The following is a 19,728-nucleotide window of genomic DNA, read 5'->3' as shown; positions in this document are numbered from 1 at the left end:
CTCCATGTTATAGTGAAATGACGTGGGCGGACATGTTGATTTGTATTAAACAGGACATGTAAAGCGTGTAAGGAAGGTGGATGAAGAGTGTTTTTCAAGAAAAGTGAAGAACCTGATCATAACGAAAAATGGTATTGTGTTGGAATCATGACGGATAAAGGGTTGGAGGATGAAGAATATGATGTTTTGTCCAAACGCATCCTCGACTCGGTCCAAAATGTCTCGGTCATATCGGACTTGGTAAGGGTGGAATGGGATCGGGATAAATTGCGAGCCCTGAACGGACGTTTTCAGGATCCTTCATTTTCCGACCCATGTTTTATCATTAATGAATTCATACCAGAGGATATAAAACGGGAAAGAAAACTTCTGGAGAAAACTCATAAATGGAAGAGGCTCTTTGGTCTCCTCTCCCCGATTGAATACATGGAAGCCGAGACGAAGGCGGCCCATGACTTTGATAAAGCCCTCTTTTATACAGACGAAGCAGATAAAGTGATTGAATACATTCTTGCAAATAGCTAGCTTCACCTGCCACATCGATACAGTGTATCGGTGTTTTTGTATTTGATATGTTTATCGGGGCAATTTCGCGGATGTAATTCGGCCATGCGCGGGATGATTCGACTTTCCGTCCTTGTGCGAGTAAAATCCGTCCTTGCGCCTTTCCAATCTTTCGGAAATAAAAAGAGAGAATGTAAGGAAGTTGGTAGGAAAGATGGGGATAAACGCGGAATATCTAAAATAGAAAGAAAGAGAGTTTTAAGGGGAGAGGAAGATGAATCGATGGAAGTTGCCATACCTCAGCAAAAGCCAAAACGGAAGTGGAGAAAGCGTGCGCTATGGAGTTTTGGTATCCTGATTATTCTTTTGCTGTCCGTTTTGATTGCTGCAAATGTATTTCTTTCAAGATCCTTGCCGGAAACAAAGGGGGAAATATCCCTTCCAGGTCTTTTGAAACCGGTTACGGTGGTGAGGGATTCAAGTGGGGTCCCGCATATCAACGCAGCGAATGAACATGATTTGTATTTAGCCCAAGGGTATATTCAAGCACAGGACCGCTTATTCCAAATGGATTTAAGCAGGCGTCAGGCATCAGGAAGATTGAGTGAAGTGATTGGTGAGAAAACCGTCAAAAATGATAAGTATTTCCGCACACTTGGCTTGAGGCGGGCGGCTGAAGCCTCTTATGCAGCATATTCAAGTGACGGGAAAGAAGCCTTGGATGTGTTTGCCGAGGGAGTAAATCTTTATATCGATGAATTGAAGGAGAATGGAAAATGGCCGGCGGAGTTTACACTGCTTGGATACGAACCAGAGTCTTGGACACCCGTCGATTCGCTGACCATCGGTAAATATATGGCCTTTGATTTAGGCGGGAACTGGGAGGATCAGGCGTTTAGGCAGTATTTGCTGCAAACGTTCCCAAAGGAAAAAGCATATGATTTATTTCCTGATTATCCAAACAGCGCCCCATATATCATCAGCAAGGAAGAACTTGATATTGAAAAAAGTTTTGCCGGGGCCGTTATTCCTTATGAATTCAACGGCAGCAATAACTGGGTCGTTTCAGGCAAGAAAACGGATTCCGGTCAGCCATTATTGGCGGATGATCCCCATCTGGGATTGGCTACACCGTCCGTTTGGTATCAAATGCATTTGGAGGCCCCGTCAGTCAATGTGAGCGGTGTGATTTTTGCCGGGATTCCGGGAATCATACTAGGTCATAACGAAAAGGTCGCTTGGGGTGTGACCAATACCGGCCCGGATGTTCAGGATCTGTATATCGAGAGGAGAAACCCGGGAAACGAGAAAGAATTCTCTTACAAGGGTAAATGGGAAAAAGCTGATATCTTGGACGAACCCATCAAGGTGAAGGATGGTGAAACACTTGATTATCAAGTGACGGTTACCCGCCATGGACCTGTGGTCTCCGAGTTTGCCGGGAAAAGCGGAAAAGATACCGTGCTTGCATTAAGGTGGACGGCACTTGATCCATCCGCCGAGCTTGAAGCGGTACTGAATATGAATAAAGCGGGAAGTTGGAAAGAATTCGAAAAGGCCCTCTTGAAATTCGAAACGCCGGCACAGAATTTCGTCTTTGCCTCAGCCGATGGGACCATTGCCTATAAGGCGAATGGGAAAATCCCAATTCGGAAAAAAGGCGATAGTATGCTGCCTGTACCTGGCTGGACGGATGAATTTGAGTGGGAAGGCTTTATTCCCTTTGATGAACTTCCAAAAACGGTGAATCCGGAAGAGGGCTTCATTTCGACGGCGAATAATAAAGTCATCTCGGATGATTATCCTTACCACATCAGCAATAACTGGGCACAGCCGTACCGTCAGATGAGGATACAGGAGTTTTTAAAAGCCAACAAAAAGCTTACTGCCGAGGATATGCAAAGCCTGCAGATGGATAAGGTGAATTTGCAAGCCAAGGAGTTTGTTCCTCAATTCGTGGATGTATTGAAGGGTCCATGGGGGGAACAGGAAGACCAGGCACTTACGATTCTGAAGAAATGGAATCATATTGATTCCGTTGATGAAGCGGCACCGATGATTTTTAATGTCTGGATGAAAAAAATAGGGGATGTTCTGCTTACGGAAGAAATACCGGAGGAAACCCTTAACCTCTTTAATGGAAGGCGATCGGCCGTTGATGAACTATTAAGGAGGGCACTGGACGGTAAGCCGGGCCCTTGGATTGAAGAGGCAGGCGGACTTGAGCAGGTGCTTGCCAAGTCGTTACAGATGACGTTAATGGAACTTGAAGAATCACAAGGTGACGATATAGCCGATTGGGAATGGGGAGACTATCATCAGGTCAGGTTTAACCACCCGCTATCGAGTGTCGTCCCGTTAAATTATTTATTTAACAGCGGCGGCGGAATACCGGTAGGCGGTAGCAGTGTCACCGTACAGGCAGCGGCATTTTTAGATGATGGAACCGTTAATCACGGTGGCTCCTGGAGATTCGTCATCGACCTATCCGACATGAATCAAGGATATCACCTAGTCGGCCCTGGTCAATCAGGTAATGTAAAAAGTAAGTGGTACCACGATCAGCTTGATGATTGGGCAGAAGGTACTTATCACAAAACCACAATGGACGATCCAAAAGGGGATAAGCTGACATTGAAACCATCATACTGATATCCAGAAAAAAAGTACCAAGCCCAGCATCCTTGCTCTGGACTTGGTACTTTTTCATTGTTTTTGCTTAGTAAAGAATTCTGCAAGAAACTCCTCGAAATTAGGGGCCTCGATTGCTGCGATTTTTTCATATGATTCAATGATCTTGAGTTTAATTTCTTGCTCCAGATCATTCCGGTCTTGATAGTTCGTGTTTTTTAACGATTTTTTTATTTTAGGATTCAAAGAGTCTATGAGATCCAACAATTCTTCTTTTGACAGTTTTTTATCCACAATGGCTTTTCTCCTTTCTAACATATACCTCATCCATATAGTGCTTTCGAAGTTTTTTTAAAGCTTGTTTACGGATACTTGATATATTTTGCGGCGACTCATGGAAATAGGCTGCAATTTCCTTGTTGGATAGGCCGTAGGAAAAGATCATGGTCAGCACCAAGTTTTGTTTGGTAGTTAACGTCCTCAAGGCTTTTATCATCTCTTCATCACTTATGTGTGAAGCGAGTTCGTTCGTTTCCCCCATCTTTTCAAGTTGAACGTCCAACGTGCCGATTCGATCGATCAATCCGCCGGTATCCATTGGTGTCGCATCAAGTACCATTCGATAGCGTTCCCGCTGCTTCCGTGCCCTTTTATCAAAATCAACAGAGAAAAAGTAAATTAAGGAGCACATGTATTTGTATACTTTAGCCCGGTAATAGAAAATTTTGAAAGTCTCGTTGAGATGATCAATGTTGTGGGAAGAAGGGGAATCAAGAGTTTCAGTGAAAATCTTTAAATGCTCTGGGTTCTGTAAAAATAAATGAATGATCGGCTGTGCAAAGAAAGATGAGTACTGTTGCTGCAGAAACTCCAATGAATGAGAAAAAAAATGAGAAGTTAAGTGGTTCATTGTTATCCCTCCTTTTATTAATAAAGTGATAGACAAGGGGAATAAATCAATTATATAGGAACATTCGTTCTTTTTTCCATAAATCAATAGTGCTAGATTGATTTTTTTTGACAAGTTTCACTTTAGATATCAGATACAAGAAAAGGGGTGAAGAGGATGATGATTGAGGATGCTACTATGTGGGTTTCATTAGTTAGCGAATTTGGCTATCCATTCGTCGTTTCTATGTTTTTGCTCTTCCGCTTCGGTAAACAATTAAAAGAACTGACAACGGACGTAGAGAACTTAAAAAAGTCCGCTCATAAAACGAAAAAACGATAACCTCAGGACGTAATGTGCCAGGTGATAAACACCGAATTTCGGATTCTATTCTAAAAAGGGTCCGGAATTCGGGTATAAAGAAATGGGTACTCTGAAAATCAAGCCTTAGTTAAATCCCTCCTTTACATTCAAGTAAAATAATGGTAAACCATTATTTGGAATATAGCACAAAATAGGTAAAAAATAATCGTCATTTGGAATCATTTTACTACTATAATTCATCCGACAATGGAATTAGATAGGAAATCCTCCCCTCGTACGATTTTAGTTTTATGGAATAAAGTGAAAATACTTTTAAAAAAACAACATTCATCAATAAACTTATGAATAGTATGCGGCATCCAAGTAAAAGGGTGCTGCTTTTCTTATTTTTTGGTAATAAACTGATAATATGGAAAAGGGGTGGAGAATTTGAAGGATAAACAGCTAGAAGATATTCGAATCCTACAGCAAGAATGTGAACGGGAAGGTTTTTCTTTAAAGCTGAACTGGGAAACGCTTCGCAGTCGAAATGGTGTGCATAAGAATGACTTTTTTCACTATGATGGATCGAAGCTTATTGGTTTCATTGGTCTTTACGATTTTGGAAACAAAGCGGAGATGTGCGGGATGGTGCATCCTGATTACCGGAGGCAATGCATTTTTACCACGCTTCTGGAAGAGGCTATAAGGAGTGCAGCGGAGCGCAACTATAAGTTGATTCTCTTGAACTCACCTGCTCAATCCCATTCAGGGACAGGATTTTTGAAACAGCTCCCATGTAAGTTCGCCTTTTCTGAGTTTCAAATGAAGTGGTCCGAAACGGAGCTTGACGATTATGGCGATGCAGTCATTCGTCCTTCACGGAGAGATGATGAGGAAACAGAAATTCAGCTGGATATTCAATGTTTCCAATTTACGAAACAAGAGGCGAAGGATTATTATCAGCGCATCCTATATGAGGATACTCTGAAAACCATGATGATTGAAAAGGATGGCCGTGCGGTCGGTAAGATCCGTGTTGATCACTCAGGCGGGGAAGCATGGATTTATGGATTTTCCATTTTGCCAAAATACCAGGGAAAAGGACTTGGCAGAAAGGCATTGAAAAAGGTCGTAGCCGAACAATGCCAGCTGGGATATGATATTTTTCTCGAGGTCGAGGCGACTAATGATCATGCATTAAGACTCTATGAATCTTGTGGATTCAAAACCATTCAAAGGCAGGATTATTATCAATACAAAGGGACGACAAAGAGTTAGGGGCTGGAATGATGTTGACATTATTCATTTATAACTGGCAGGTGCGAAGTGAGTGGTTCAAATGGTGCCGGGACTTACCGAGTGAGGAACTGAAACGGCAGCGCACAGGAGGAATGGGCAATATATTGAGGACACTTGCCCATATTATCGATGTCGAATGCAGCTGGATCAAGGCGATACAAGGAAAGCCTGATGTAGCGATCGATTTGGACACCTATAATACAATTGAAAAAGTGGAAGATTTATCCATTCGTTATCATTCTGAGGTCATGGACTATTTGAATTCCCATTCCATTGAAGATGAGCAAGGAATGGTACAGCCATCTTGGATGGAGGGGACATACGAAAAAGGCATGATACTGCGCCATATTATAGCGCACGAAATTCACCATATAGGCCAGCTATCCATCTGGTCGAGGGAGATGGGCATCGAACCGGTATCAGCCAGTTTAATAAATCGGGCTTTATAGGCTTCAAACTTTAAAACTGGTAATGCAACCTGCATTACCAGTTTTTTATTTCGAAAGGAATTCAGCAGGTTTTTTAAAAAAAGGCACTTTTCGTAAAGATTGTTGTTTTAAAACGAAACGATTTAAGGTTGATTGGAGCGCAAGTGCGAGACTCCTGCGGGAGCAACGGGACAGGTGAAATCCCACAGGCGTTCACGCAGAGGAGGCTCACCGCCCGCCCCGCGGAAAGCGAGGGGAAATCAACCACACCGCATTACTTGGTGAATAGCAACAAAGTATGTGAAAACAGCCTTAAAAAAATGGTGATTATGGAGGGAGGGCAAGCAGGGGCGAAATTTAGCCGATCAATAAAATTAATTTGACTTAGTGTTGACATGCTATAGAATGAAAACATTGAAAAATCAAAATATTCATAGGGGGTATCATTTCGATGTTTGAACAACGGAGGAAAAAACTTACTCGATTATTAAAGCAAAATAATATAGATGCGGCTGTTATTGTACCGGGATCGAATATGCATTATTTTACGGGGCTGAAGCTTAAACAAAGTGAACGGCTTACACTTGTTGTTATTACCCAGGAATCCAAGATGTTTTTTATTTCACCACAAGTGGAGTTGAGTAAAGTTCAGGAAGTAACGGATGAAAATGTGTTTTGGTATACAGATGAAAAGGGACCAAGCGGGGCTTTGGATGAATTGAAAAATGCAGCAGGTGCTTTTACGAAAATCGGAGTTGAATACAACTTAATGAGAATCATGGAGTTAAAAGGTGCAGAGACCTTATCGACAGCAGCTGAAGATATAAGTGCATTGATTGATACTCTGAGAATTTATAAAGATAAACAAGAAATTGAACAGATGCAACAGGCTGTGAAAGTACTGGAAGAAAGTTTCGAAGCTACGATCCCATATATTAAGCCTGGAGTAACCGAAGTGGAAGTGGCAGCACAGCTGGAGTATGAAATGAGAAAAAGAGGTTCTGAAGGAACACCGTTTGGAACGGTCGTTGCCTCTGGATATAGAGGAGCCAGTCCACATGGACGTGCTGGCGGCAAGAAAATTGAATCAGGGGAACTTGTTGTGATTGATTTCGGGTCCATAATCAACGGGTACGTAGGGGATATTTGCCGTACGGTAGCGGTAGGGGACGTTTCTCATGAATTAAAGGAAATCTATGAAACTGTCAAAGAAGCACAGCAGGCGGCAATTGACATTATTAAACCGGGTGTGACAGCACATGAAGTAGATGAAATTGCACGTGCCGTTATACAAAACAAAGGTTATGGAGAGTATTTTACCCACCGTACAGGACATGGGTTAGGACTGAATTCCCATGAAGAACCATATATCATGATGAATAGTAACCTAAGGTTACAGCCCGGAATGGCTTTTACGGTTGAGCCAGGGATTTATGTGCCTGGTAAAGGTGGAGTCCGAATAGAGGATAATATTATCATGACAGAAGATGGCTTTATCAATTTGATGTCGCTTCAAAAAGATCTTATTACTGTATAGGGAGGGGATGCCGAGTATGGATATTGAACAGATTCAAAAGGATAATCCTTTTCACGAGAATTACATTTATATGAATACAGCCGCTGCATCTCCCCCACCTCGACAAGTTGTTAATGCGATCATAGATTATTTACAAAAGACAGCTAGTTTAGGTCCATACTTGCCTGCATTTAGAAAAGAGGTTTATCAAAAGATAGATGAAACAAGAGTAAAGGCAGGAAGCTTCATTGGAGCTAAGGCATCGGAAATTGCTTTTGTAAAAAACGGGACAGAAGGCATTAATTTCGTTGCAAATGGACTTCCGTGGGAAGAAGGAGATGAAATAATTCTTGCTGACATTGAATTTCATAGTAATTATACACCTTGGCTGAAATTAAGAGATAAAAGAAAGGTCAGCTTAAGGATTATCGAGACTGATAAATCAGGTGTTATTGATGTGGATTTAATAGCAAAGCAAATTACAAAACGGACCAAGCTTATAACCGTTTCCCATTTACCTAATGCTTCTGGAGCGCTACAGGAAGTAGAAAAAATATGTAAACTCGCAAAAGAAAATGATGCGTTAACTCTTATCAATGCATCTCAAACCCTAGGATTGGTTCCTATTGATGTTAAAGAGCTTGATTGTGATTTTCTGACAGCTTGTGGACGGAAATGGCTGAGAGGTCCCGAAGGATCAGGGATATTGTATATTAGAGAATCGTTGGTGGATTCCATTGAACCTACTTTAATTGGCTGGGGAGGAACCACTTGGGATTTTGAAACGAATGACTATAACCATTCATCAACCGCCAAAAGAGTTGAGGCGGGATGCCCGATTGTTCCTTCCATACTTGGGCTGGGCGCAGCCGTCGATTATGCTCAAAATATAGGTCTGGAAAATATATTTAAAAAAGTGGCAGCATTAACAGAGTATGCTGTTAATCAATTTTCCACTATAGAGGGAATCTCCATCTACGGACCTCTAGATATCAAAAATCGGCTGGGCATCATTCCATTTAATGTAAAGGGACTTCATCCGGATAGAATTACAGGTTATTTAGAAGAGAAAAAGATCATTATTGAATCCGGCACCTTCATGGCGAACGCGCTGCTTCAACAATATGGTATTGATAAAATGGCAAGGCTGTCCCCTCACTATTTTAACACTGAAGAGGAAATCGACTCGGCCGTTTCATACATTAAATCTTTACAAAAAAAGAAGGAAAGATAGACTGCCGTTTTGATTTGAAATAAATAAAATTCCATCAATTCGGCTGCCCTGTCCCCAAGTTCTTTGGAGTCAGGCGCCGAATTTTTCAGTTCTCCCCTTTTTCAGCGAAACGCCCCGCGTGCCCAGACCGCATTTCCATATTATCAGCCCGACCAGCTTAGGATATGCTACATTACTATCGCTCTCTTATCCAACTTCGAGTTTTTTAAAATTCTCTTAGAAAATCTATTGGGGTCACCTGCCTTGCCAATTTTCCTCAAGCGGGCATAGGCCATTCTTATTTTTCCTTAGATAATGCCTGAATCAAGTTCTTTTTATAGTGTCCGGGTGATAGTTCGGTTTTTCCCACAGCTAGAGGCAGTCGGAAGGTTGATATAAGGTTTTTTTCGAAGATACAAGGGAAGTTTTAATAGCCAAAAAAGAATGAATAATAAATAGTTTGACAATTCTAACTTGTTAAATTAATATATTTCTAGTTAAGAACCAGTGGTTCTATTATAGAACCACAAAAAGGGGGAAGATTGCATGAGGATTGCAACAGATATCGGTGGAACGTTCACTGATTTAGTATATGTGGATGACAATGGGGAATTTGGATATGCCAAATCACACACAACTCCGCCCCAGTTTGAGAATGGCGTAATTGACGTAATTAAACAAAGTGGGGTCAGCGTAGAGAATATCGACATGTTCATTCATGGATCTACCGTGGTGATTAATGCATTAACCGAAAGAAAAGGTGTAAAAGTAGGATTACTTACGACAAAGGGAACTAAAGATGTCTTGGAAATTGCTCGAGGAAACCGCCCGGATTTATACAACTTTAAATATAAAAAACCAGAGGCCTTTGTGGAAAGGCATTTGCGTCTAGAAGTGACAGAACGGTTGGATTACAAAGGAAACGTCGTTACTTCGTTGGTTCAAGACGATATTGAAAAAGCGATAAAGTATTTTAAGGAGGAACAGGTTGAAGCAATCGCCATTTGCTTTTTGCATTCTTACCTGAATCCCGAGCATGAAATGAAAGCGCTTAAAATCGTGGAGGATTTGTGGCCTGAAGTATCTGTCAGCGTTTCTAGTGATATCACTAAAGAATGGCGTGAGTATGAAAGGACGAATACGACGGTGCTGAATGCATACGTTAAACCGACTGCGAATTCATACATTGACAATCTATCGAATAAGTTAAGTGATTTTAACATCAAAGAGAACCGATACATCATGCAATCCAATGGCGGTGTCACGACATTCGAAAATGCGAAAAACATTCCAATCAACATGGTTGAGTCAGGGCCGGTAGCTGGGATTTTCGGTGCCGCCATTTTAGGGAAAATGATCGGTGAAGAGAATATCATCGCTTTTGATATAGGCGGAACAACTGCAAAGTGTTCATTAATCAGTGACGGTGAAGTGAAAGTGTCAACGAACTATTACATTGAAAAGTCCGAAAAAACAGCAGGATACCCGATTAAAGTGCCAGTCGTCGATATTGTTGAAATTGGAAATGGCGGCGGTTCCATAGCTTGGATTGATGAAATCGGCTCTTTGAAAGTGGGGCCCCAATCGGCAGGCTCATTACCGGGCCCTGTGGCATACGGACAAGGCGGGACACTGCCGACTACGACAGATGCGAATTTGTTTGTTGGGAGGCTTTCAGGGAAAAACTTCGATTACGAGGTGGACATGGAAAAAGTAAAAGCGGCAATTGATGAAAATGTCGCTAAGCCATTTCAAACATCCACTGAAGAAGGGGCTCTCGGAATCATCGATATCGCGAATTCAAATATGCTTAACGCATTAAAGCTTATATCAGTGAGAAAAGGATATGATCCACAAGATTTTACATTGTTGGCATTCGGTGGCGGAGGCCCAATGCATGCGGCAGAACTTGCCAGAGACCTTGGAGTGAAAAAAGTGGTCATTCCATTGGCTTCATCAGTTTTCTCCGCTTGGGGCATGTTGATGACAGATTTACGGCATGATTATATCCATACCTATATAAAATTGCTGAATACCTTGGATTTAACGGAAATGAATCTGAAATGGGAAGATATGGAGCTCAATTCCAAAAGACAATTTGCTAAAGAGAATGTGGATGACGGGAAGATTATATTCAGCCGATTCGCAGATTTAAGGTATATCGGCCAAGAGCATACGGTGAAAGTTCCTGTCCCGAATGGGGAATGGAATGATCAAGCTATAGCGGACATCATCCATCAATTCCATCAAATGCATGAACAAGTATATTCGTTCAACTTACCGGAAAGTGCAATTGAAATCGTTAATTTGCATCTCACCAGTTTCGGTATAGTGGACAAACCCGTCATCTCTGAAATGAAAGAAAGTGAATCGGCTGTGGAGGATGCAAAAATTGAAGAGCGAAATGTATTTTTCAATCAGGCCGGATGGTGTCGTACCCCTGTATACGAACGGAAAAAATTGGCCAGAGGACATGAAGTGACCGGGCCGGCAATTGTCGAAGAACAATCCGCTTCCACTGTCGTTATGGAAGGGCAAAAATTATCTGTTGATGCTTATGGAAATTTAATCATTGAAACTGGGGTGAAATAATGATGAAAACTGCCAATCCGTTTGCTTTAGAAGTTATCAAGGATTCACTGCTGTCCATCGGTGAAGAGATGTTCATCGCTTTGGCAAGAACTTCTATGAGCCCGATGTTTTACGAAGTATTGGATTATGCGTGTGGCCTGACCGATGCAAAAGGGAACTTAATCAGCCAAGGAAACGGTGTCACTAGTTTTATCGGCATGCTAAGTCCGATGGTTCAGCACATACTTGATAAATATGATGATGGAAACAAATTGTCAGAAGGAGACATCATCATCATAAATGATCCATATGTAGGCGGGGGATCACATTTGTCGGATGTCGGTCTTGTGATGCCGATATATTTTGAAGGTGAGCTTATTGCTTTCTCGGCCAATAAAGGACATTGGACAGAAGTGGGAGGAAAAGATCCCGGTTCCTTTACCAATAATTCAACTGAGATTTATCAAGAAGGATTGCAAATGCCTGGTATCAAACTCTTTGAAGCTGGAAAAGTGAATGAAGGCATTATAGAAATGATTGCTACAAATGTGAGATTGCCTCAATTATCTCTTGGAGATATGTGGGCGCAAGTGGCTGCGCTTAGAACTGGTGAAAAAAGAATGAAAGAACTTTGCACGAAATATGGAAAAAGTACCGTGTCCTCCACGATGGATAACCTGATTGAACAGGCGGAAAAATATTCATTGAAAGAGTTGGGGGAACTGCCAAAAGGAACTTTTGAAGCCCAAGATTTCATCGAGGGTGATCCTTCAAAAGGAGGGCCATATCCTATAAAAGTGAAGGTTACGATTACGGACGACGAATTCATCTGTGATTTCAGAGGCTCCCATCAACAAGTGATGAACCCCGTTAATTGTTCTTATTATGGCTTGCTATCCAGTGTCAGGGTCATGTTTTTAGCAATCATCAGACCGAAGTTCAATGTCAATGAGGGCCTATTCAAACCACTGAGAATCATCACTGATGATCATTCAATTGTTTCTGCAACAAGGCCATCGCCAGTATCGATGAACTTCGAAGCGCGAATCGGCGGTGCAGAACTGATTTGGAAAGCATTAGCTCCATTGCTTCCCGACCGCTTAACTTCCGGCCATCTTTTATCTGTCTGCTCATTTTTATTGTCTGGAAAAAAACCTGAGACAAAAGAGCCGTTCCTTATTGTTGAACCTACTTTAGGTGGATGGGGAGCAGGTGAAAGCCAAGATGGTCAAAGAGGACAATTTTGTATGGGTAACGGTGAGACATACAATATGCCGATTGAAATAGCGGAAGCCAGGTATGGAGTGAGAGTTGAAAACTATGGACTTAGATGTGATGGAGAAGGAGCGGGGCAGCATATTGGCGGTTCAGGTGTAATACGATCGTATAAAACTTTAAGTGATGGCCAAGAACTGACGGTTAGTTTTGGAAGACATCAATTTCAGCCTTGGGGAATGAATAAAGGAGAAAACGGATCATCAAGCTATATAAAAATCCATAAAGAAAACGGTGAGGTCATCGGGCCCTTTGGTGTCACGTCAAGATTGAAATTGGATAAAGGAGATACAATCCAACTGGTCACTGCCACTGGTGGAGGATATGGGGATCCTGCTAAAAGGGATGAACAGGCTGTGTTAAGGGATGTCAAGAACGGTTATATCACAGTTGAACAAGCAAAAGAAAAATTCGGGGTCATAGTAAATGATAAATACGATAGCATAATCGGCTATACAGAAATACGCCAGTAGCTAGGGAGATGGAGATATGACTTTAAAAACTTTGGAGAATGCACTGGATGTGCTGTCCTATTTCACTGCGGAAACTCCGGAATGGGGATTAAGAGATTTAGCCCGTAAAATGGAGATGAATCATACCGTTTTACACCGAATACTGAAGACATATGAGAATAAAGGGTATCTCATTCAAAACGAAAGTACAAAAAACTATGAATTGGGTTTGAAATTTTTAGAGTTTTCCAGTGTGATTAAACAAAAAATGAAACTCTCGGAATTTATCCAGCCAGTCATGAAGGAATTGGCGGACGTCGTGAATGAAACGGTTTTCCTAACGCTAAAAGATGGAGATGATGGTGTAACTGTTGAAATAGCGGAATATGAGCAGCAAATCAAATTTAATGTAATGGTGGGTACACGCACCCCCCTTTATGTGGGGGCTTCTTGTAAAACAATTATGGCTTTTCTTCCTGAGGAAGAACAATTGGAAATAACGAAAAAAGGTATGAAAGTCTTTACCGAGAAAACCATGACCGACAAACGGGAACTGTTGGAAGATTTAAAAGTCATCAAAGAACAAGGTTGGAGTTTTACGAAAGGGGAGTTCTCGGATGCTGTCTTTGGGATGGGCACACCGCTATTCAATGGCTCAGGCAAAGTAATTGGATCACTGACGATAGCGGGACCTTCCTACAGGATGCCGGAAGATAGGTTTGCCGAGACTTTGGAAATCCTGAGAAAGAAAACGGATATCATCCAGCAATACTTTAATAAGTTCGGAAACTTATACAATTAATATAAATACGCAAATAGGGGAGATATCAAATGGCGAATAAAAATCAAACAGGAAAAAACCATCCGACCGTATTTAATCCTGCGATTTTTTTTGTAATTGTATTAATGGCCGTCATTGGGGCCATGATAGGTGTCCAACTTATTACCTCTTTAGGTATTTCCGCAAATACTTCAATCGTTGGAGCTGTATTCGCCATGATCCTGGCTCGGATTCCATTGAAATTTTTATTTAAATTCAAGTCAATCCATAGCCAGAACTTGGTGCAAACTTCTATCTCGTCAGCAACTTTCGGAGCTGCCAGCAGTTTGATGTTACCAATTGGGATACCTTATGTGCTTGGGATGCACCATTTAATTATGCCATTGTTTATCGGTGTGACTCTTGCCATGATTGTTGATGCTCTACTGCTTTATAAAATGTTCGACACGAAAGTATTCCCTGCAAAACAAGCCTGGCCACCAGGGATTGCAACCGCTGAAGCAATTAAAGCTGGAGATGAAGGCGGGAACCGGGCAAAGTATTTACTTACCGGAATTGGAATTGGAATAATTGGTGCCATTTTGAAAATTCCCATGTCGGCGTTCGGTGTTGCATTCATAGGGAATATATGGGCGTTAACGATGTTCGGCATAGGGCTTTTATTGAGAGGTTACTCGGTTCCGTTGTTTGGAATAGATATCAATGAATTGTATATCCCTCATGGATTTATGATCGGAGCGGGCATTGTTGCGTTAATTCAAGTGATAGTTTTGATTTTCAATAAAAAGAAAGAAGTGGCAGTGCAAGCTGATGAATTCTCTAAACCTAACAAAGAGTTGGGTCAAGCATTTGGCTATGGTTTTATTGCTTATACTGCCATATCGATCCTGCTGGCAGTTTTGGGCGGAATATACACGCAAATGTCAGTTGGCATGTTAATCGGCTTCGTCCTTTTTACAATGGTTGCGGCATTTGCCCATGAATTGATTGTTGGTATTGCAGCCATGCACGCAGGTTGGTTCCCTGCTTTTGCTGTAGCACTCATTACATTGATCATTGGGATATTAATCGGATTTCCGGCAGAAGCATTGGCATTATTGGTGGGATTCAGTGCATGTACTGGAGTTGCATTTGCTGATTTGGGATATGATTTGAAGACGGGTTATATCCTTCGGGGAAATGGCCAAGATATGGAGTTTGAAAGAAAAGGGCGTCGGAATCAACTGTATGCCGGTTTAGTTGGTTTTTTCGTAGCGGCAATTGTCGTAGTGGTGTCATTTGAATCCTATTTCTCCCAAGGGCTGATTCCACCGGTTGACCTTGTGTATGCAACAACTATTGAATCTGGAATTTCGAATGGTATTGCAAGAGACTTAATGATTTGGGCTATCCCAGGTGCCATTCTTCAATTAATCGGTGGTTCAAAAAGGCAAATGGGAATTTTATTTGCTACTGGTCTACTTTTATTGACTCCAATTGCGGGATGGGCCGTATTGACAGGTATTGTCTTACGAATCATCATTATGAGAAGAAGTAACGGTAAATATGAACAACAAATGACGATAATGGCCGCAGGTATCATTGCCGGTGATGCAATATACAGTTTCTGCAACTCCATTTTTAAAGCTGGAAAATGATCAGCTAAGCCAACGTGGTTAGATATGCTATATTGGCAGTTATCTATTTTCTATCAATCTAGTACTGCATCTCCTATCTCCTCTAGATAAATATATAAAAGCTGTATGCCTGAATAGGACAGGTACTGCTTGATGGGGAAGCCACGAGGGTGGTTTCCCCACTTTATTATGTCCTCCAAATAAAAGGAACTTTCTCCCTAAGGATTCAATGGGATTCGATGATGATTATATACATAATTGAAGGTATAACGAGCTATGGGCTCCAAATGGGAATGGTTAAAAAGTACCATTTATTCAAAATTCGTAATATTACGGTAAATTTTGGCGTTTATTCGACAAAATCATGATATATTATTCTAGCATTTTACAAAAAATAGAAGGGTTGTGAAGTATGTCGTTCAAGATGCATGTCAATAAGATGCTTGCCCCGATTCTTGCTGTGAGTTTGGTTGCAGCCCCATTTACCGTACCAGGGGAGACATCCGCCAAAGAGTCCAATAAGAAACCTGTCACGACTGAACCATTTATCATTACAGCTCCTACTGTTAATTACACAAAAGGCACAAAAGCGACTGTAACGGTCACACCGAAAAAAGGGAACAAAGGAAATGAAACCGTTGTCTTCCAATTGATGAATGGGACGAAGGTCATTTCACAGTCAGCCATTGAGGCGGATATTAAATCGGCCCAAAAGTTCTCCGCGTACTTCAATTCGTACAAATCGGGTTATTGGGTCAAAGTATCGGTTGTCTCCAAGTATAACGGCAATACTAGTAACTTCGGCAACAGGCTGGCAGCCTCCGTTTCGGATGCACCATTTGAACTAAGGATCATGGAAACGACGGATATACACACTAATCTGGTGAGCTATGATTATTATAAGGATGCCGTATCGGACTCGGTCGGCTTTTCCCGCACGGCAACTTTAATCAAACAGGCACGAAAAGAAGTGAAAAATAGTGTTCTAGTGGATAACGGCGACCTTATTCAAGGAACCCCGCTAGGTACGTACAAAGCGAAAATAGCGCCACTGAAAAAAGGTGAAGTCCATCCCGTCTATAAAGCAATGAACTTGCTAGACTATGATGTCGCCACATTCGGAAATCATGAATTCAATTATGGTTTATCTTATTTGGACGAGGCCATCAACGATGCGAACTTCCCTTACGTCAATGCAAATGTTTATAAAAAAGATAAAGACAATAATCCAAAGAATGATAAAAATAAATATACTCCATATAAAATCGTCACGAAGAAAGTGAAAGACATCAATGGTAAAGAAAAATCAGTGAAAATAGGTTACATTGGATTTGCCCCTCCGCAAATCATGGATTGGGATAAAGCGAATCTTGACGGTAAGGTCATTGCAAAGGAAATCGTCACGACAGCGAATAAATATGTACCTGAAATGAAGAAAAAGGGCGCGGATGTCATCGTGGCGCTCACACATTCCGGGTTTAATGGCGATACCAAGAATACCGAGGATGTCATCTATTCATTAAGCAAGGTATCCGGCATCGATGCCATCACGTTCTCCCATACGCATAAAGTCTTTCCGGCACAAGATGAGGCTTCTTTAGACAGCCTATTCAAAGATGGCCAAGGAAAAACCCTTAAAGGCGTGGATAATGAAAAGGGTACCATCAATGGTGTACCAGCCGTTCAAGCAGGATATGGCGGCAGTAATCTCGGGATCATCGATCTTGATATCCAAAATATCAAGGGAAAATGGAAAGTCATCAATTCCGCTTCATCAACACGGGCAATCAACGACAAAATAACAGGAAAAAAAGCAGCTGAAGATGCGTCTGTCGTCAAAGCCGTGAAGAAGGATCACGAAGGAACGATCAAGTATGTTAACACGCCAATTGGAACGACTACAGCTCCAATTCATAGTTATTTCGCCCTTGTGCAAGATGATCCTTCTGTACAGGTCGTGACGAGCGCACAGAAATGGTATGTAGAGAAATACATCCAAAGCAACCGCCCTGAATACAAAGACTTGCCCATTCTCTCTGTAGGAGCCCCTTTCAAAGCGGGTCGGAATGGAGTCGAGGAATTCACCGAAATCAAGGAAGGCGGACTGACCATTCGCAGCGCAGGTGATTTATATTTATACGATAATACCTTGAAGGCAATCAAGATCAAAGGGTCCGTGGTTAAAGAGTGGCTTGAGATGTCTGCCGGGAAATATAATACAATCGATCCTGCAAAGTCCGAGGAACAGGAGCTGCTTAATGGAAAATTTGCCGTCTATAATTTTGATGTGATTGACGGTGTCACGTACCAAATCGATGTCACCAAGGCTCCGCGCTATGATGAAAAAGGGATAAAAGTATCGGATTCCAGCAGGATTGCAGATTTGAAATATAATGGTGAACCAGTGGACCCGAATCAGGATTTCATCGTCGTGACGAATAATTACCGTGCTTCTGGCGGGGGGAACTTCCCGGGCGTCAAGGGCAGCGAATATGTAGTTGACTCTGCGGATGAAAATCGCCAGATCTTGATGGATTATATCACACAAGAGAGTGAAATCAATCCAACCGCTGATAATAACTGGTCGATCGCCCCGATTTCAGGCAAGGTGAACGTTACCTTCACCTCATCACCAAATGGTGCGGAATATTTAAATGAAGACAGCGCGATTTCCTATACAGGCAAAAAGGATGATAAAGGCTTTGGCATTTACAAATTCAATTTGGGGAAAGAAAACGTCAAGGTGCAACTGCTCGGGATCAATGATCTTCACGGCCAGCTTGATACCACCTCCGATTTTGGCGGCATCAAGCAAGGGCGTGCTGATTATTTAGCTGCGCACTTGAAGCAGCGTAAAGCTGAAAACCCTGAAAATACACTTTTACTATCGGCAGGGGATGCTGTTGGGGCAAGTGCACCCGTTTCTTCTTTGATCCAGGACAAACCGACGCTTCAGTTTTTGAATCATATGAAATTCGATGTCGGAACTGTCGGGAACCATGAATTCGACAAAGGGGTAGAAATCTTGATGGCTCAAATCAATGGCGGAAAGTCGCCAACATCCGATGTGGTATTCGATAAATTGAACTTTCCATATGTAGTGGCCAATGTCGTATATAAAGACACGAAAAAACCGATATTGGACCCTTACGTCATAAAAAAGGTCGGCGGGGTTGATATTGGATTCATCGGTGTAGTCACGAATGCCACACCCCAAAAAGTAAGTCCGGATGGCATTAAGAATGTGGAATTCATAGAACAGGCACCTGCCGTAAATAAGGCGGTTAAAGAGTTGAAGGATAAAGGCGTCAAATCGATTGTGGTGATCTCACATGACCCAGGCACGGAAAAGGAAGGGGTCATCACAGGCGAAGTAGCTGATCTTGCTAATGCCTTGGATGATGAAGTAGATGTGATCTTAGCCGGAGATAATCATGCAAAGGTCAACAACTATGTGGATGATAAACTGATTGTACAAGCTTACTCTTATGGAACGGCTTTTGAAGATGTGGATTTGGAAATCGATCCAAACACAAAGGATATTGTCAAAAGGTCAGCTGAGATTGTTACGGTTACGCAAGATGGCATCACACCTGATGCCGGGACGACGAAATTCATTAACGACTACCTAGACATGTTCCCCGAGTTGAAGGCCCCGCTTGGGACAACGGATGAGAAAATTTTAAGAACCAATGCCTATACACAGGAAACGGGCCTTGGGAATTTAATTGCCGATTCGATGAAGGCGGATTTGAACTCCGATTTTGCCTTCATGAACCCAGGTGGAATTCGTGCAGATATTCCAAAGGGGGAAGTCACTTTTTCCGATTTAGCGAAAATCCAGCCGTTCGGAAACGTATTGGTCAAGCTGGAACTGACTGGAGCAGAAGTGAAAACGCTGCTTCAACAGCAATGGGTAGTCGAAGGATCTCCGAAAACCTTGCAAATTTCTGGACTGAGCTATACAGCCGATTTCAGTAAACCTGTCACGGAACGTGTCACCTTATTGAAGGAAGCGGACGGAACACCGATCAAGGATACCGAAACATATACGGTGGCCGTCAATGATTTCATGGCTAGCGGCGGTGATAACTATACCGTCCTGAAAGGAAAAGAGCGTGTGTTTGGAAATGCTGACCTGGAAGCATTCGTTAACTATGTGAAAGAAACCTTTAAAGGCGGGAAGATCACAGCTGAAATTGAAGGCAGGATTACGAATATCAATAATTAACTGAGGTATACTCGTG

14 protein-coding genes are annotated in these 19,728 nt (G+C 42.0%); 12 read left to right on the top strand and 2 right to left on the bottom strand.

The genetic code is table 11. The features are described 5' to 3' along the window. The first annotated feature begins 87 nt into the window (after positions 1-87). Together BW986_RS11715 and BW986_RS11710 are read left to right on the top strand one after the other, a co-directional pair. The gene (locus tag BW986_RS11715; RefSeq protein WP_076368094.1) at positions 88-525 is read left to right on the top strand and encodes a hypothetical protein; all 438 of its coding nucleotides are present in this window, start codon (positions 88-90) and stop codon (positions 523-525) included. A 261-nt stretch (positions 526-786) separates the two neighbouring features. Next, a complete protein-coding gene (locus BW986_RS11710) occupies positions 787-3,156 on the top strand; it encodes a penicillin acylase family protein (protein WP_076368521.1) in 2,370 nt (789 codons plus the stop codon). Between the two features lie 54 nt (positions 3,157-3,210). Here BW986_RS11710 and BW986_RS11705 read toward each other — a convergent pair whose 3' ends face one another. Next, positions 3,211-3,429, bottom strand: coding sequence for a hypothetical protein (locus BW986_RS11705; RefSeq protein WP_081395591.1), 219 nt, complete (start codon positions 3,427-3,429; stop codon positions 3,211-3,213). Continuing rightward, on the bottom strand, positions 3,422-4,045 hold the full coding sequence (locus BW986_RS11700; RefSeq protein ID WP_076368092.1) for a sigma-70 family RNA polymerase sigma factor: 624 nt from the start codon (positions 4,043-4,045) through the stop codon (positions 3,422-3,424). Before BW986_RS11700 ends, BW986_RS11705 begins: the two co-directional genes overlap by 8 nt. 156 nt (positions 4,046-4,201) lie before the next feature. On the opposite strand from BW986_RS11700, the gene BW986_RS29280 reads away from it, so the two are divergent. From BW986_RS29280 to BW986_RS11645, 10 genes are all read left to right on the top strand, one after another. Then, a complete protein-coding gene (locus BW986_RS29280) occupies positions 4,202-4,366 on the top strand; it encodes a YvrJ family protein (RefSeq protein WP_081088496.1) in 165 nt (54 codons plus the stop codon). A 402-nt stretch (positions 4,367-4,768) separates the two neighbouring features. After that, the gene (locus tag BW986_RS11690; protein WP_397222103.1) at positions 4,769-5,608 is read left to right on the top strand and encodes a GNAT family N-acetyltransferase; all 840 of its coding nucleotides are present in this window, start codon (positions 4,769-4,771) and stop codon (positions 5,606-5,608) included. 11 nt (positions 5,609-5,619) lie between these two features. Beyond that, a complete protein-coding gene (locus BW986_RS11685; RefSeq protein ID WP_076368090.1) occupies positions 5,620-6,078 on the top strand; it encodes a DinB family protein in 459 nt (152 codons plus the stop codon). Positions 6,079-6,508: 430 nt separating this feature from the next. Then, complete coding sequence (locus tag BW986_RS11680) at positions 6,509-7,594, top strand: M24 family metallopeptidase (protein WP_076368089.1); 1,086 nt, start codon at positions 6,509-6,511, stop codon at positions 7,592-7,594. Between the two features lie 16 nt (positions 7,595-7,610). Further along, positions 7,611-8,807 (top strand): aminotransferase class V-fold PLP-dependent enzyme, encoded by a 1,197-nt coding sequence (locus tag BW986_RS11675; RefSeq protein ID WP_076368088.1) that lies wholly within the window; start codon positions 7,611-7,613, stop codon positions 8,805-8,807. A 525-nt stretch (positions 8,808-9,332) separates the two neighbouring features. Then, on the top strand, positions 9,333-11,378 hold the full coding sequence (locus BW986_RS11670; protein ID WP_076368087.1) for a hydantoinase/oxoprolinase family protein: 2,046 nt from the start codon (positions 9,333-9,335) through the stop codon (positions 11,376-11,378). Beyond that, a complete protein-coding gene (locus BW986_RS11665) occupies positions 11,378-13,105 on the top strand; it encodes a hydantoinase B/oxoprolinase family protein (RefSeq protein ID WP_397222100.1) in 1,728 nt (575 codons plus the stop codon). The genes BW986_RS11670 and BW986_RS11665 overlap by 1 nt, the downstream gene beginning before the upstream one ends. 16 nt (positions 13,106-13,121) lie before the next feature. Next, positions 13,122-13,886: an IclR family transcriptional regulator gene (locus tag BW986_RS11660; RefSeq protein ID WP_076368086.1), complete on the top strand. Its 765-nt coding sequence runs from the start codon at positions 13,122-13,124 to the stop codon at positions 13,884-13,886. Positions 13,887-13,915: 29 nt separating this feature from the next. Continuing rightward, positions 13,916-15,502, top strand: a complete 1,587-nt coding sequence (locus BW986_RS11655; protein ID WP_076368085.1) for an OPT/YSL family transporter — start codon at positions 13,916-13,918, stop codon at positions 15,500-15,502. A 391-nt stretch (positions 15,503-15,893) separates the two neighbouring features. Then, positions 15,894-19,712, top strand: coding sequence for a bifunctional 2',3'-cyclic-nucleotide 2'-phosphodiesterase/3'-nucleotidase (locus BW986_RS11645; protein WP_076368083.1), 3,819 nt, complete (start codon positions 15,894-15,896; stop codon positions 19,710-19,712). Positions 19,713-19,728: the final 16 nt, after the last annotated feature.

This window comes from Peribacillus simplex, from assembly GCF_900156045.1.
Lineage (GTDB): Bacteria > Bacillota > Bacilli > Bacillales > DSM-1321 > Peribacillus > Peribacillus simplex_D.
Note: the sequence above shows the minus strand (reverse complement) of the source record. Positions and strands in the feature narration are given on the sequence as shown.